The sequence below is a fragment of the Sporosarcina sp. Marseille-Q4063 genome (assembly GCF_018309085.1).
Taxonomy (GTDB): domain Bacteria; phylum Bacillota; class Bacilli; order Bacillales_A; family Planococcaceae; genus Sporosarcina.
Map to the genome: position 1 here is coordinate 2,910,162 of NZ_CP070502.1, position 14,983 is coordinate 2,925,144.

Annotated in this window: 15 protein-coding genes and 1 riboswitch; of the genes, 14 read left to right on the plus strand and 1 reads right to left on the minus strand. The window is 43.9% G+C overall.

The genetic code is table 11. The features are described 5' to 3' along the window. Nucleotides 1-84: 84 nt before the first annotated feature. Entirely contained in the window at nt 85-2,130 is a 2,046-nt protein-coding gene (locus JSQ81_RS15060; protein WP_212604833.1) for a transglycosylase domain-containing protein, read from the minus strand. A 163-nt stretch (nt 2,131-2,293) separates the two neighbouring features. On the opposite strand from JSQ81_RS15060, the gene JSQ81_RS15065 reads away from it, so the two are divergent. The 14 genes from JSQ81_RS15065 (at nt 2,294) to JSQ81_RS15130 (ending at nt 14,983) form a co-directional block, all read left to right on the plus strand. After that, nucleotides 2,294-2,731, plus strand: coding sequence for a YwiB family protein (locus JSQ81_RS15065; RefSeq protein ID WP_212604834.1), 438 nt, complete (start codon nt 2,294-2,296; stop codon nt 2,729-2,731). Then, the gene (gene argS, locus JSQ81_RS15070) at nt 2,728-4,395 is read left to right on the plus strand and encodes an arginine--tRNA ligase (protein WP_212604835.1); all 1,668 of its coding nucleotides are present in this window, start codon (nt 2,728-2,730) and stop codon (nt 4,393-4,395) included. The genes JSQ81_RS15065 and argS overlap by 4 nt, the downstream gene beginning before the upstream one ends. Before the next feature lie 322 nt (nt 4,396-4,717). After that, complete coding sequence (locus tag JSQ81_RS15075; protein WP_212604836.1) at nt 4,718-5,176, plus strand: DUF2262 domain-containing protein; 459 nt, start codon at nt 4,718-4,720, stop codon at nt 5,174-5,176. Nucleotides 5,177-5,508: 332 nt separating this feature from the next. Next, entirely contained in the window at nt 5,509-6,099 is a 591-nt protein-coding gene (locus tag JSQ81_RS15080) for a class D sortase (protein WP_212604837.1), read from the plus strand. 58 nt (nt 6,100-6,157) lie between these two features. Beyond that, nucleotides 6,158-6,343, plus strand: a riboswitch (cobalamin riboswitch). Between the two features lie 114 nt (nt 6,344-6,457). Beyond that, entirely contained in the window at nt 6,458-7,429 is a 972-nt protein-coding gene (locus tag JSQ81_RS15085; RefSeq protein ID WP_212604838.1) for an ABC transporter substrate-binding protein, read from the plus strand. Continuing rightward, nucleotides 7,422-8,417, plus strand: coding sequence for a FecCD family ABC transporter permease (locus tag JSQ81_RS15090; RefSeq protein WP_212604839.1), 996 nt, complete (start codon nt 7,422-7,424; stop codon nt 8,415-8,417). The genes JSQ81_RS15085 and JSQ81_RS15090 overlap by 8 nt, the downstream gene beginning before the upstream one ends. A gap of 1 nt (nt 8,418) precedes the next feature. Continuing rightward, nucleotides 8,419-9,891 (plus strand): heme ABC transporter ATP-binding protein, encoded by a 1,473-nt coding sequence (locus JSQ81_RS15095; protein ID WP_212604840.1) that lies wholly within the window; start codon nt 8,419-8,421, stop codon nt 9,889-9,891. Continuing rightward, nucleotides 9,891-10,847, plus strand: coding sequence for an adenosylcobinamide-phosphate synthase CbiB (gene cbiB, locus JSQ81_RS15100; protein WP_212607688.1), 957 nt, complete (start codon nt 9,891-9,893; stop codon nt 10,845-10,847). Before JSQ81_RS15095 ends, cbiB begins: the two co-directional genes overlap by 1 nt. Next, entirely contained in the window at nt 10,834-11,913 is a 1,080-nt protein-coding gene (gene cobD / locus JSQ81_RS15105; protein WP_212604841.1) for a threonine-phosphate decarboxylase CobD, read from the plus strand. Before cbiB ends, cobD begins: the two co-directional genes overlap by 14 nt. Then, the gene (locus JSQ81_RS15110) at nt 11,895-12,476 is read left to right on the plus strand and encodes a bifunctional adenosylcobinamide kinase/adenosylcobinamide-phosphate guanylyltransferase (RefSeq protein ID WP_212604842.1); all 582 of its coding nucleotides are present in this window, start codon (nt 11,895-11,897) and stop codon (nt 12,474-12,476) included. The genes cobD and JSQ81_RS15110 overlap by 19 nt, the downstream gene beginning before the upstream one ends. Then, complete coding sequence (locus tag JSQ81_RS15115; protein ID WP_212604843.1) at nt 12,476-13,306, plus strand: cobyric acid synthase; 831 nt, start codon at nt 12,476-12,478, stop codon at nt 13,304-13,306. Before JSQ81_RS15110 ends, JSQ81_RS15115 begins: the two co-directional genes overlap by 1 nt. After that, nucleotides 13,306-14,070: an adenosylcobinamide-GDP ribazoletransferase gene (cobS, locus tag JSQ81_RS15120; protein WP_212604844.1), complete on the plus strand. Its 765-nt coding sequence runs from the start codon at nt 13,306-13,308 to the stop codon at nt 14,068-14,070. Before JSQ81_RS15115 ends, cobS begins: the two co-directional genes overlap by 1 nt. After that, nucleotides 14,043-14,660, plus strand: coding sequence for a histidine phosphatase family protein (locus JSQ81_RS15125; RefSeq protein WP_212604845.1), 618 nt, complete (start codon nt 14,043-14,045; stop codon nt 14,658-14,660). Before cobS ends, JSQ81_RS15125 begins: the two co-directional genes overlap by 28 nt. Continuing rightward, on the plus strand, nt 14,600-14,983 hold the full coding sequence (locus tag JSQ81_RS15130) for a bifunctional adenosylcobinamide kinase/adenosylcobinamide-phosphate guanylyltransferase (protein WP_212604846.1): 384 nt from the start codon (nt 14,600-14,602) through the stop codon (nt 14,981-14,983). The genes JSQ81_RS15125 and JSQ81_RS15130 overlap by 61 nt, the downstream gene beginning before the upstream one ends.

The window sequence follows — 14,983 nt, forward strand, 5'->3', positions numbered from 1 at the left end:
GTTACTTTAAAGCGACTAAACCATCCCCCTAAACGACCAATACAGCAAACTAAACGACCAAAGCGCCCCAGCACCCATCCCACATCAATCAAAAAACGAAAAAGGAAATAAATTAAAGCCGCCGTCTTCATCACTATTTCGATTTTCTTGCAACGATTTATCCGTACATAACTTTTGCGGCATATCTCTTTCCTTCACATAGACCAGCCGTTGCTTTTCGCACTCTGTCACGGCAAGGCCGCCCGTTTCAACATCGATAATAACGCCGTTCACGCCATCAGGCGGAATAAATGCTTCAGCAGTTTTTCCACTATGCGCCGCTTCCATAAATTCAATCCATATTTTCTTCGACGCGGCTTTATCTTCCGCACTTTCCAATCTTAAGTCAACATCATAACCCGTCCAAATCCCGGCAGCCAATGAAGGAGAATAGCCGACTAGGTGTTGATCCCAAAGTGTCGTGCCCGACTTCGCTGCATACGGTCTTGTCATTTTGGGGCGCATCGACAATCCAGTCGACGAAGAATAATCATTGAAAACAGGATCGAACATCCCGGTCATCATATGCGTTAGAACGAATGCGTCTTGTTCAGAAAGAACGCGCTTCACTTTTTTTGTCGGTTTTTCATAGACAACTTTTCCTTCTGCATCTGTAATCGAATTAATCGTAGTCGCTTCAATATCCAATCCACTTGCCGCGATCCGACTGAAAGCATTCGTTATCTTCAATAAAGATACTTCTGTCGTCCCGAGAGCAGTCGCGGGCGCGTCAGGTAAGTCAATATCTAACCCGAGCCGATTAGCCATGCCTTGAAAGTTTTTATCGCCGACTTCTTTCCAAGTCTTAACCGCGTACACATTATCAGAAATGGCCAATGCCTGCGCAAGCGAAATTGGATGAGAAGCAAATTTCCCATTCACGTTTTTCGGTTCATAGGTCTTATCGTCGTACGTGAAGATCGTTTTTTCAGGAAACATAAACGTCAGCGGATTAAATCCGTTTTCCAATGCGGCTGCGTATAATATCGGCTTCATCGCGGAGCCAGGTTGGCGTTTCGCTTGCGTTGCCCGATTAAAAGGACTTTCATTATAATCTACTCCGCCCACGATTGAAGTAATCGCGCCACTTTCAGGTTCAATGGAGATAAAGCCGACTTGAAGTCCGCTCTCGGGCATCCATTTTGCAATAACCTCTTCCGCCGTTTTCTGGTGGTGCTGATCGAGTGTCGTTCGAATTGTCCATCCGCCTTCAGCGGGGGAGCGACCTTTCTCTGACAGGATTCTTTCAGCTTCTCGCCACACTTCATCCAAAAAGTAAGGAGCAACCCGCTTGGCGTCGATCCATTCTTCTGCCTTCAACGCAATTGGAACTTCCATCGCTCGTTTCGCCTGGGCTTCCGTGATGAAACCCTGATTTTTCATCAAAGCCAAAATAAGTTCTTTCCGTTTCTCTGAATTATTAGGATGGTCAACTGGCGAATAAACCGAAGGCCCTTTCGCAATCGCTGTGATGACTGCTGATTCTTCCAAAGTCAAATCTATCGCGGACTTTCCAAAATAATACTTACTTGCCGCTTCCACGCCGTACATCCCGTGGCCGAAATACACAGTGTTCAAATAACCTTCTAAAATCGTATCTTTATCATAAAATAACTCCAATCGATAAGCATAAAGCGCTTCATTAATCTTTCTCGTCCATGTTTTTGTATGTGTCAAATAGAGATTTCGGGCATACTGTTGAGTAATCGAACTTGCACCTTCAGCCATACTTCTCGTTTTTACATCTTTCAAAACCGCACCAGCAATCCGTTTGTAATCAAATCCGTGATGCTCATAAAAATTTCGATCTTCAGTTGCAATGACAGCGTCTAGCAAAAATGGTGAAATTTCATCCAAACCAACCCAATATCGCCTTTCCGCCGTAAACTTATCGCCAATTTGATGATCATTATTATCGAGAAAAACCGAAGCTTTCGGAACACTAAGTGACGGCGCGCCAGCTATTTGCGCATATAGCCGAAGTGAACCATATAATGTGAGCATCGCTGTAAGCATGGTCAAAGTGAGCAAAGAAATCCTGCGCCAAAAAATACGTCTTTTTTGCTTTTTCACATAAACTGTACGTCGCATAATATCCCCCGTTCCGTCCATGTTGTTCTTTGTAGTATGCAACGCAAATCAATAGATTAAACGGAAAAAATTGCATTATTTATCACAATTGACAGCCTTAATTGGAATATTACGCAGAAAAACGCTATAATAAGAGGATATTTTTACGAAGAAGGTGAACGAGGTGGAATCGAAAAAGATAGGTCAACCTGTAAGGATTCGGCTTCATTCATCAATCCGGCATCCAGGACAGGAAATCGAGACACATGAATTACAAGCAACAGGTCGATTAATAGAAAAAGCGAACACGTTCTATTTGAAATACGATGAAGATCATAATGGTGAAAACATACAAACCACATTGAAAATAAGTGAACAGGACGCACTTATTATGCGAAGCGGCGCGGTTAAAATGCGACTCCCGTTTGATACAGAACAAAACAGGGTCGGCGAATACGGCAACGGACCCGCAACATTTCCGTTACAAGTGAAAACAAATCATCTTGAATTTACTGAGGAATCAAAAGGCGGTCAATTCAAAGTTCAATATGAATTACATACAGAAGGATCACTTCTAGGAACTTACAAATTAAACATCACCTATACGGAGGGAACAAAATGAACGCAGTCGAGCAAATCCAACAAAAAGTGAAATCAGCCATACATGAAGCAATCGTTCAGGCAAAACTAACAGAAGAAGAAAATATACCATCCGTCATGCTGGAAACGCCTAGAAATAAAGAAAACGGCGACTACGCAACAAATATCGCGATGCAACTCACAAAAATTGCGAAAAAGCCGCCACGTGCAATCGCGGATGCCATCGTCGAACATATCGACAAAGAAAATGGATCCATCGAGTCTATCGATGTTGCAGGTCCTGGTTTTATTAACATCACATTGAAAAAAGATTATTTACAAGAAGTCGTGAAAACGGTTCTTGACCAAGGCGCGGCATACGGTCGCAGTAATTCAGGCAACGGGGAGAAAATTCAAGTCGAGTTCGTATCCGCGAATCCGACAGGCGATCTTCATTTAGGTCATGCGCGCGGAGCATCAGTCGGAGATTCCCTTTGTAACGTACTAGACTTTGCGGGCTATAACGTTGAAAGAGAATATTATATCAACGATGCAGGCAGTCAAATCGACAATCTAGCACTATCCGTTGAAGCACGTTACTTCCAAGCGCTTGGAGAGGAAAAAGAACTTCCAGAAGACGGCTATCAGGGACAAGATATTATCGATATTGCCAATAAGCTTGTTGGAGACTTCGGCGACAAATATAAAAACATGCTTGAAAAAGAACGTTATGACTTTTTCCGCGAATACGGTTTGAAATATGAACTTGAAAAGTTGAAAACAGACTTGGAAAACTTCCGAGTGCCTTTCGATAACTGGTTCTCAGAATCCACATTATACGGAAGCGGAAAAATAGAAAGCGCGATGAACAAACTGAAAGAGAACGGTCATATCTTTGAAGAAGACGGCGCGACTTGGTTCCGTTCAACGACATTCGGCGATGACAAAGACCGCGTGTTAATTAAAAATGACGGATCCTTCACGTACATCACGCCGGATATCGCTTACCATGAAGACAAAATCCAACGCGGATTCGACACGCTCATTAACATTTGGGGAGCAGACCACCACGGCTATATTCCGAGAATGATGGCGGCAATCGAAGCGCTAGGCTACGGAAAAGATAAATTAGAAGTAATCGTCGCGCAAATGGTGCATCTATATAAAGACGGCGAGCGCATGATGATGAGTAAACGTACTGGTAAAGCCGTTACACTACGTGAACTTGTCGAAGATGTTGGCCTCGATGCCGTTCGTTATTTCTTCGTGATGCGTTCTGGAGACACACAAATGGACTTCGACCTAGACCTTGCAGTTTCCGAGTCCAATGAAAATCCGGTGTACTATGCACAATACGCACACGCGCGAATCTCTTCAATTCTTCGCCAATCAAAAGAACTGGATCTCAATCCATCAGCAGACGGCGCTGCATTATTAACGGCAGAACGTGAAATTGATCTATTGAAGAAAATAGGAGATTTCCCGCAAGTAGTAGCGGACGCAGCAAGAATGCGCGCACCACACCGCGTTGCAACTTATATCCAAGAACTAGCAGCAACATTCCATTCATTCTACAACGCTGAAAAAGTCTTGGACCCTGAAAACCGCGAACTATCCGAAGCGCGTCTAGCACTAATCACAGCAACACGCACAACCATCGCAAACGCCCTAAACCTAATCGGCGTATCAGCACCAGAAAGAATGTAATTACTCACTAATACCACCACACCCGAGAAATTGTTGACGACAGTTTCCCTGGTGTGGTGGTTTTTTGAAATTAAATAGTTCAATAAGTGAAGATTGTGCGGGAAGATTGTGATACCTTTAATTTAAAAGTTAGTATGGCATGCTGTGGTGCCACTTCTGTAGAGATTCGTCTTTTGTTTGTCGTTAGAATGGTCTTTTTAAGGATCGTTCTTGTAGTGATTTCCTTGTTGACAAGAGTAATTTGAATTGTCACGTGAATCACTCACTTAATTATGAAAATGATAAAACAGCACTTTATACTTAATGAAAAAGAGTGGGATATGTGGAAAAGATTTTAAAAAGTACAGAGCTTGGAATATTTGTTTATAATGAAGAACTGATCTCCTATGAATTAGAAATAGATAAGGTTCCGTGGTCGTTAAAAATGAATGACCAGATGGAAAAAGCCGATCAATTGATGAAAAGAGCAGAAGTCCTATTTAAGAATAGGCACGAATTTAATACAAAGGTAAAAGTGTCTATTGCAGAAGAGCTGCTCGATTATAAAAATGATTTCTGGCCTGTGTACGATGAAGACGATGAAAACTTAGATTGGGACAAAGTGGATGCTGGAGAATATGATACAACCAGAGAACGATTTACTGAAGCCATTACTCTTTTGGGAATCGAGATAAAGGTTGATAACATTTATCTGGAGTACGATGATGGAGATCTATTTGGAGGACACCGAATTCATGTCTTACTTGATAAAAATGGGCAATTGTTGAAAGCTGAAATTTAAAGTTTCTTTCTTTAACTCCTCCTACCTAATGTAAAAGTAAGTTATTCCTCAATCTCCCCACCATATTTATGATGAAGGCAGTTGATTGGAGTGGAGGGCGGCGACTCCAGCGGGATGTAGCGGGACGTATGGAGAAAGAAGTTCATTTCTCCTTTGGTGAGACCCCGCAGTGGAGCAATAGCGACCGAGGAGGCTCACCGCCCGCCCCGTGGAACGCGTCCGCCCGCAACGGAAATCAACGGTCTATTTACAATACGTATACTTGAATAATGGATTTTTCTATAACACGGTAAAGTTTGAAACTCTATCAACAGTCTTAATACAAGGGGGGAATGTCTGTGCGTAAACTAATATCAATCATCCTAATAACCGTGGGCGCAGGAATTTGCCTATACGCAGCCTTTCAATTCAGCGTTGCCTACTTTCAACAAGACAAAATGTTGAAAGAAGCAAAAGCATTTGTCTCCGATGAAGTTATCTCGCGCGATGAATTAACAGCTAAGGACACTAAACCTGCCGTTTATGACGACTTAAAAGAAGGCGATTCAATCGGTATTTTGTACATTCCGCGGCTAGACCGTGAAATCCCAATCATAGAAGGAACCCACGAAGACGAATTAGCCAAAGGCGTAGGCCATTTCAGCAGCACCGCCTTACCCGGCCAAAACGACCAAATCCTATTATCAGGGCACCGCGACACCGTATTTCGCCAATACGGGGAGCTCGAGCACGGCGATGAAATTCACGTCAAAATGAAAAACGGCACATTCGTCTACACGATTTACGATACAGAAATCGTCGACGCCGACGACCGAACAGTCATCCGTTCAACAGCACCAGATGAAATTCTAACATTATCCACCTGCTATCCATTTTCCTATATCGGAAGCGCACCGGATCGGTACATCATCTACGCGAAATGAGTTCCAATGTCCTCGACACAATTAAAATTTGTAGTATACTAAGAATCGACCATACAAAAACATACCCAAACATAAAGGTGCCTCGCTGTAACGAACGAGGTTAAAAGGGAAGTCGGTTCAATTCCGACGCGGTCCCGCCACTGTAAGTGTGAGCAATTCGCAGGAACGTCACTGGAAAATTCCGGGAAGACGCGAAACGCTGTGAACACGAGCCAGGAGACCTGCCTTTATAAATCTACCAAAACCTACGAGGAATAGGATTGGTGAAAATCTGCCTTTTTGGTGTTAGATTTTTACTGACTTTATTCCTCCGTAGCGATACGGGGGATTTTTATTTGGAAAAAATGGAGGAAAAAGAATGAAGAATCTATTGAAGTTAATGCTTACGTCGGTATTGGCAGTACTTTTGCTAGCTGCATGCGGAGGAAATGCGGCAGACGATAAACCGAAAGAAAACGAAACAAATACAGAAAATGCAGCTAATGAAGAAACAGAATTCCCAGTAACGCTGACAGACGCTGTCGGCAATGAAGTAACGATTGAAGAGGCCCCAACAAAAGTTGTCTCAATGATTCCAAGCAACACAGAGATTTTATTCGGACTTGATTTAGCAAATGAAGTTGTCGGTGTTAGTGATTATGATGATTATCCAGCCGAAGCTGCTGAAAAAGAAAAAATCGGTGCAATGGAATTTAATGTTGAAGCGATTATCGCATTAGACCCAGATATCGTTTTCGGACACGAATCAGCATACGGAATGTCTGAAGAAGGGTACCAGCAAATTCGCGATGCAGGAATTTCTGTATTTGTCGTAAAAAATGCGTTGAACTTTGAAGAAACCTACGAAACGATTGAAACAATCGGTAAAGCAACAGGCAAAACAAAAGAAGCATCTGAAATCATCAATGAGATGCAAGCAAAAGTCGATGAAGTCATCGCAAAAGTAAAAGATGTTAAAGCGAAAAAGACCGTATTTGTCGAAACGTCACCGGCTCCTGAAATTTACACACCAGGTGCTAATACATTTACACAAGAATTGCTCGGCTTAGTCGGTGCAGAAAATGTTGCAGCAGACCAAGAAGGTTGGGTTCAAATGGATCCAGAAGAAATCATTAAGAGAAACCCGGATGTCATTGTCGTCATGTACGATTACATAGACACGGCAGTTGAAGATGTTTACGCGCGCGATGGCTTCGACACAATTACAGCGATCAAAGAAAAAGCGGTCGTTCAAGTAGATGAAAATATCACTAGTCGCCAAGGTCCGCGACTTGCTGAAGGACTCGAAGCATTTGCAAAAGCAATTTATCCAGAGGCCTTCGGTGAATAAATCAAGCGTCGCCTACATCGTATCCATCGCCACACTCGTTGTGGCGATTTGGCTCGGTGTATCGATCGGTACGGTGGATATTCCGCTAAGCACTTTCTGGAATAGAGGAGCGGACGAAATCGCGACAAACATCCTATGGAAAATCCGCATGCCAAGGGTTTTATTGGCAGGACTTGTCGGTGCATCACTGGCTATTGCCGGCGCAGCTTTCCAAGGGCTTTTGAAAAATCCGCTGGCAGATCCTTACACACTCGGAGTGTCATCCGGCGCCTCGGTTGGTGCTGTGATGACACTTTTTTTCGGTCTGTCAATTCCGGTTCTCGGCGCATACACGCTTCCTGTTTTCAGTATGATTGGGGCCGCATTGACGATGTTTCTTGTACTAGGCTTTGCACGACTCGTCGACAGAGCCATGAAAATGGAAACAATCATTTTAACAGGAATCATTTTCGGTTCATTTCTAGGATCGGTTTTATCCCTGATGATTGCGCTCACTGGCGAAGAATTACGGCAAATTATCGGTTGGCTTCTCGGCAGCGTTTCGATGCGAGGCTGGAATTACATCATGATGATTCTTCCTTTCGTATTGATTGGATCGGCCATCCTATGGTTCAACCGACGCGAATTAAATGCCATGCTATTCGGCGAAGAACGTGCGCATCACCTCGGCGTGAACGTAAAACGCCGGAAATTCATGATCTTAATCGGCGGGTCGATTTTAACCGGTTCGGCCGTTGCCGTATCTGGAACAATCGGCTTTGTCGGTCTCGTCGTCCCGCATATGACGCGGCTTATGTGGGGAACTGATCATCGTCATTTATTAACATTATCTTTTATGAACGGCGCATCTCTACTCATCATTTGCGACCTCGTCGCGCGAACGATCATCTCGCCAACGGAACTACCAGTCGGCGTCATTACGGCATTTATCGGTGCACCAGTTTTTGCATTCATCTTTTACCGTCAAAGAAGGAGAGGAACGATGTAATATGTTACAAGTTGAAAACCTATCAGGTGGTTACGGCGATGAATTAGTCGTCAAATCCGTCTCCTTCGACGTGAAAAAAGGCGAAGTACTCGGCATATTGGGGCCGAACGGCAGCGGGAAGTCCACATTATTAAAAATAATCTCAGGTATTTTATCTGCACAAAGCGGTTCGGTAACGATTGACGGGAAGAAAGCATCCAATTACACGCAAAAAGAATTCGCCCGAAAAGTAGCGGTATTGCCCCAATTGCATGCCCATGCATTTTCCCATTCAGTAAGGGAAACAGTTGAACTCGGCAGATACCCGCACCAAACAGGAATCTTTTCTTCCTGGTCGGATGAAGACGAGCACGCCGTCACGGAAGCGATGAAAAGCACAGCAGTCACGCGTTATGAAAACCAATCCATTGAATTATTATCAGGCGGCGAACAACAGCGAGTTTTCGTTGCCCAAGCACTCGCACAAGTCGCGCCGATTTTATTATTAGATGAACCAACAAATCACTTGGACATCGCCCATCAACAACAACTACTGGACACAATCCGAAAAGAAGCCGTTGAAAAAGGACTCACCGTTATTTCGGTTTTTCACGACATTAACTTAGCTTCTTTATATTGTGACCGACTGCTTCTAATGGACAACGGCAAGATTTCAAAAATCGGCCCGCCGCAGGAAGTTGTCAAAGAACAAGCGATAGAAACCGTTTATCATGCGCGCATAAAAACACAGCCGCATCCGGAATTGCCGAAACCGCAAATAACACTGCTTCCGGATGTGAATGGTGAAAAAATTGCAACGAAAGTGACCAGAGCGAATTTTTTCAGCTCAAAAGAATTCGTCGTTTTCCGTGCCAGCCAACCACTAAAAACAATATCATCAGCAGTTCATAATGCGGGAATGGGTTGGTATCGGACATTTGTAAACCGCCATGTGGATAGCAGCTATAACCACGATGATGTAAATAGCGAAATGGCAACCTATCTGGAGAAAAAAGGATTCCCATTAACTGAAACCGTTGCAATGATGACGGCAGTTACCACAGAACATGTCGAGATTGGCGAATACGCGGGCGATTTCGGAAAGGTTTTAATCGCAGTGACTGCAGGAATCGGCAATGCAGTCGACGTATCTCAAGCAATTACGCGCGATGAACCACCGAAAGTAGGCACGATCAATACTTGGGTCATTATCAACGGAGAATTACCGGATGAAGCATTTATTCAAGCAATGATTACAGCAACCGAAGCAAAGTCAAAAGCGCTTCAAGTGGAAAATGTACAAGATCCGTTGACCAATACAATCGCAACCGGTACGTCGACAGATAGTATTCTCGTCGCAGCTACCCAGCAAGGAAAAATGCTTCCATACGCCGGTCCAATCACGGAACTAGGCAAACTAATCGCGCACGGAGTCTTCGATTGTACAGTAAAAGCGATTCAGTCCTATAAGAAAGCGAAAGGGTGGCCGACTTGATCCCGGCGCACTTCATAGCCATTTCGATTGGTTTTTTACTGGATCGAATCATAGGCGATCCACCCAACTGGCCGCATCCTGTCCGGTGGATCGGTACATTTATTTCAAAAATGACTTCTCGTCTGAATAAAGGAAAATACCGCACACTCAAAGGCGCAATTGTTCTTTTTTTAACCGTGTTGATTGTTTTTGCTATCGTATTTGTCATTGTCGAGTTTGCATATTCTCTACATATACTGACTGGCATCGCGATAGAGAGTGTTCTTATCGCCATCGGTCTCGCACAAAAAAGTTTAAGAGATGCAGCATTGGACGTTTACAATCCGCTTGTCGCGGGTGAAATTACTGAAGCACGTACGAAACTATCATGGATTGTCGGTCGAGATACCGATAAGCTTGATGAAAGTGAGATTTCACGAGCAACGATAGAAACGGTATCGGAAAACATTGCGGACGGTGTGACTTCGCCGCTATTTTGGGCATTTTTACTCGGAGCACCTGGATTATGGTTGTATAAAGCAGTCAATACGTTGGATTCAATGATTGGCTATCGAGATGAACGATACGAGAAATTCGGTAAATTCTCCGCACGCGCTGATGATTTATTGAACTTAATTCCAGCACGAATCACCGGATTACTTATGATTCTTTATGCGCCAAATAAAAGTCATCTCCCATTTCTCAAACGATTTTCGGGATGGTTGAAAGATGCCCGTCGACATCCAAGTCCAAATAGCGGTTACTTGGAAGCGGCAACCGCCTGGCAACTTGGCGTTTCGCTGGGCGGAAAAGCAACTTATCGAGGTCGGAAATCAGAGCGACCAAAACTCGGACCCGGTCTAGTTCCGTTGGATGCGACGCATATAAAAGCCACGATTTTTGAACTGGATGTCATTTCGTTCTTTTTTTGGTTTATAGGTACTGTCCTAGGAGTGTTGATAAATGCAATTACCTGAACATGGCGCAAATCCATTTAAACTATACAAAAAACTTGGCGTAATTCCGCCGGATCGTATTTTAGATTTTAGCGAAAATGTTAATCCAGCAGGTCCCCCGAGTAGCGTTCAAAAAATCTGGGCGGATTTATTCAATAAAATAAATCAGTATCCAGATCCTGAAGGCGAGCCGTTTATAACAGCCGCCGAAAACTTCCATCAGATCGACAGGAAATCCTTGTTCGTTGGTAACGGGGCAGCAGAACTGTTATCACTGATGGCTGAAAGATACAGAGGGAAAAAAGCAGTTATTGTGCACCCGACATTTTCGGAATATGAAACAACTTTGAAAGCGAAAAACGTTGATATCATACGTGTTTTATCCACAGAAGAAAGTGGATTCAAATTACCGATGAATGAAATTCAGAAAGCAATGGAAAATGCATCCGTACTATATTTATGTACGCCAAACAATCCGACCGGCATCTTACCTGAGCGTAAAGAACTGATTGAACTGGTTCATCACGGTGCGAAAGTGAACTGTGAAATTGTCCTAGACGAAGCATTTATCGACTTTATAGATGAGTCACTATCATTCATATCAAAGATAAAAGAATTTCCACACGTAATCATCGTCCGTTCGATGACGAAAATGTATGCCATTCCAGGAATTCGCCTCGGTTATGTCGTCGCGAATCCAACCATTATTTCAGAGATTAAAGCACATGCCCCGCATTGGAACGTGAACGGCATTGCGGCCCAAGTCGGCGCATTATGTTTGGAAGAAGCTGAATACCGAGAAAAGTCGATTCAACACAGCGATGAACAACGAAGAAATTTGAAAGCGTTTCTCGAGACAAATGACTGTACAGTGACCGATTCTGTCGTGAATTATCTTTCATTCAAACCAGGCGGGGACCGAACTTCTCGTCAACTCCATGCAGACTTATTGCAACGCGGGATTGTCCTAAGGCATTCCGAGAACTTCTACGGCATGGACGGCGAATGGTTGCGAATCGGCATGAAGAATGCTGAAGAAATGGCTGTCTTAAAAGAGGAGTTGGCTATATGGTTCGCGGAAAACTGACGTTCATAAGCGGCGGCGTTCGAAGCGGGAAAAGTGCTTTTGCTGAAAAATTACTCGTCGAAAAAGCCGGAAATTGCGGTGGACGACTCGTCTATATTGCATCAGGAACTGCGACGGACGCTGAAATGAAAAAACGCATCGAAACCCATCGACAAGACCGCGCTGACTACAACTGGATGACGATTGAAAAACCTGTGAAGTTGGAAGAAGTCGTGCCTTTCATTCGAAAAAATGATTTTGTCCTATGGGATTGTTTAACGACTTGGCTGGCGAATGAATTATATGCTGGTTGGGAAACGGGAACTGCTTGTATCGCACGACCTAATTGCATGGCGCGAAAAGAAGCTCAACTTTATAAAACAATTGAGGCGATTTTGGCAAAAGCCCCGCAGCTCGTTATCGTATCAAATGAAGTGCTAGATGATTTGCCGCCACAAGATGCGGAAACAAAAACGTATCGAAGGTGGCTCGGTGTGATTCACCAAAAGCTCGTTGCACGGGCCGATACTGCGATTGAAATGGAATTTGGCATGCCGACGTTTTGGAAAAAGGGGGACGCTTGATGAACGGATTAATCGTCTTAGGAACCGCCTCAGATTCCGGAAAATCGATGATCTGCACAGCACTATGCCGCATATTAGCCGATGAGGGAGTGCGTGTGACGCCGTTCAAATCACAAAACATGTCTCCTTTTACAGCGCGGGCTGAAAACGGCGAAGTGATAAGCCGTGCGCAGTTCATACAAGCGACAGCTGCCAGAACGACTCCATCAACTTATATGAATCCAATTATGCTAAAACCGTTAGCGAATTTGAAATCAGAAGTGTTCATTTTGGGTGAGAAATTCGGTTCTATCGTTGGGATGACGTACCGAGAACAATTTTTTCACCGTGCGATTGAGGCGATTCGTTTATCGCTAGCAAAATTGTCGGAAACGTATGAGACGGTCATCATTGAAGGCGCGGGAAGTCCTGCAGAAGTCAATCTGAATGACCGAGAAGTTGTCAATATGCGTGTGGCGGAAATCGCAGATGTCCCCGCGGTGTTAGTCGCCGACATTGACCGGGGCGGTGCCATTGCATCCGTTGTTGGAACACTTGAGCTTCTTGTACCGAAGCATCGCGCTCGTGTAAAAGCGATTCTTATTAATAAATTTCATGGGGACATCTCTTTATTTAAAGAAGGGATCGAATTCATCGAATCATACACTGGCATTCCTGTTATTGGCGTTATTCCGTACAAAGCGAATCACGGCATTGAAGAGGAAGATGCAGATCGTCCAGTGGCGAAGGCTCCCGTGGGTATTGATAGATACGATGCATGGGCGGATCATGTGAAAGCGCATATGGACTGGCCATTGATGAAGGAAATTCTATCGCAAGGGGGAAAATGATGAACGGCATCTTGCTTGCATTGCAATTTTTCACAGTGCTTCCAATACGAAAAGAATTGCCGCTCGGTCGAAAAGAAGTGACCGCGATGTATATAGCACTTCCGTTCGTAGGGGCGGCAATCGGACTCATTATGTACGGTGTTTCGGAATTACTGCTCAGCGGTTTTTCGACTGGCACATTCCTCGCGGCTGTATTCATCGTGTTGACAGGAATACTCCTGACAGGTGGTTTGCATCTCGACGGTTGGACCGACACCGCGGATGCGTTCTTTTCCTATCAAGACCGGGAAAAACGGCTTGAAATTATGGAAGATCCACGGATTGGCGCGTTCGGTACAATGGCGTTAGTTTTTCTTATCCTAATAAAAATCGCTATATTTCATGAGGTTATGGAACAGGATTTAGCGCATTTTATGCTGTTTGCTGCAATCCCTTTCCTCGCAAGGATTGGAATGAATATTTATTTTTCTACCATACCTACCGCTAAAAAATCGGGGCTTGCGCATTTTTTTCAAGAAAAACTTCATCCAAGAATCGTAGTCTTTGTTTCGCTACTAAGTGGACTTGCCATATCAATCGTAGTCTGGCTCTTAGTTGAAAGCGTTATCGTTCCACTTCTTTTATTCATCCTGCTGGCAATCGGTATTTTGCTCTTCCGTCACTGGTCATTAAAACATTTCGGAGGCGTAACGGGCGATTTATCAGGCGCATTCATTGAAGGGATGGAGGTTATTTTATGGTTTGCAGTATTACTGTTCATTTAATCCGTCATCTTCCCACAATTGGCAATCAAAAACGCCAGTATATCGGTTGGACAGATGAGTCGATTTTACCCATCGGCGAACCTACATCAGCGGTGCTGTCCTGGAAGCCCGAAATCGTTTACGGAAGCGACTTGATGCGTTGTCGAGAAAGCGCGGCACTGTATTTTCCTGAATCGATATATGAATCTGACGAGCGATTTCGTGAAAGTCATTTCGGTGCGTGGGAAGGAAAAACGTATGAAATGTTGAAAGATAATAAGACGTATCGTTCTTGGATTGATGAACCATATAAAAATACACCACCGAATGGTGAAAGTTTACTAGACGTGAAGAATCGAGTGCTAAACGCACTGGCAGAAATGCCCGATGGCAAAGCGGAATATTTCATCGTCACGCATGGCGGTCCGATTCGGATGATGTTGACACAATTTTCACCGGAAAAACAGGATTTTTGGTTCTGGCAAATTCCACACGGATCGGTTTGGTCATTAAAGTGGAGGAATCGAAACGACTTTGTGGAGGGGAAAAGATGCACGTCATTATCGGCGGTGCCCATAACGGGAAACGAGAATTTGTTCGAAAGTTACTAACTGAAGAAGACATCACTTGGCATGTAGGAGAAATTCCTGAACCTGGAAATGATACCGTTGTCATAGCAGGACTGGAAAATTGGTTGGCTCAATGCGAATTAAGTGAAGAAAATGCAACTGATTTTATTTTAAAAGCAGTAGAAAATCGACGAGCCATTATCATTTTGACCGATATTAGCCGAGGAATCGTACCGATGGATGCAAATCTTCGCAAGCTGCGCGATACATGCGGTAGATTGTATCAACGACTATTCGCAGAAGCGAGTGAAGTAACAAAAGTTTGGTACGGCATTCCACAACACATAAAGAAAAGGGGAGATTAA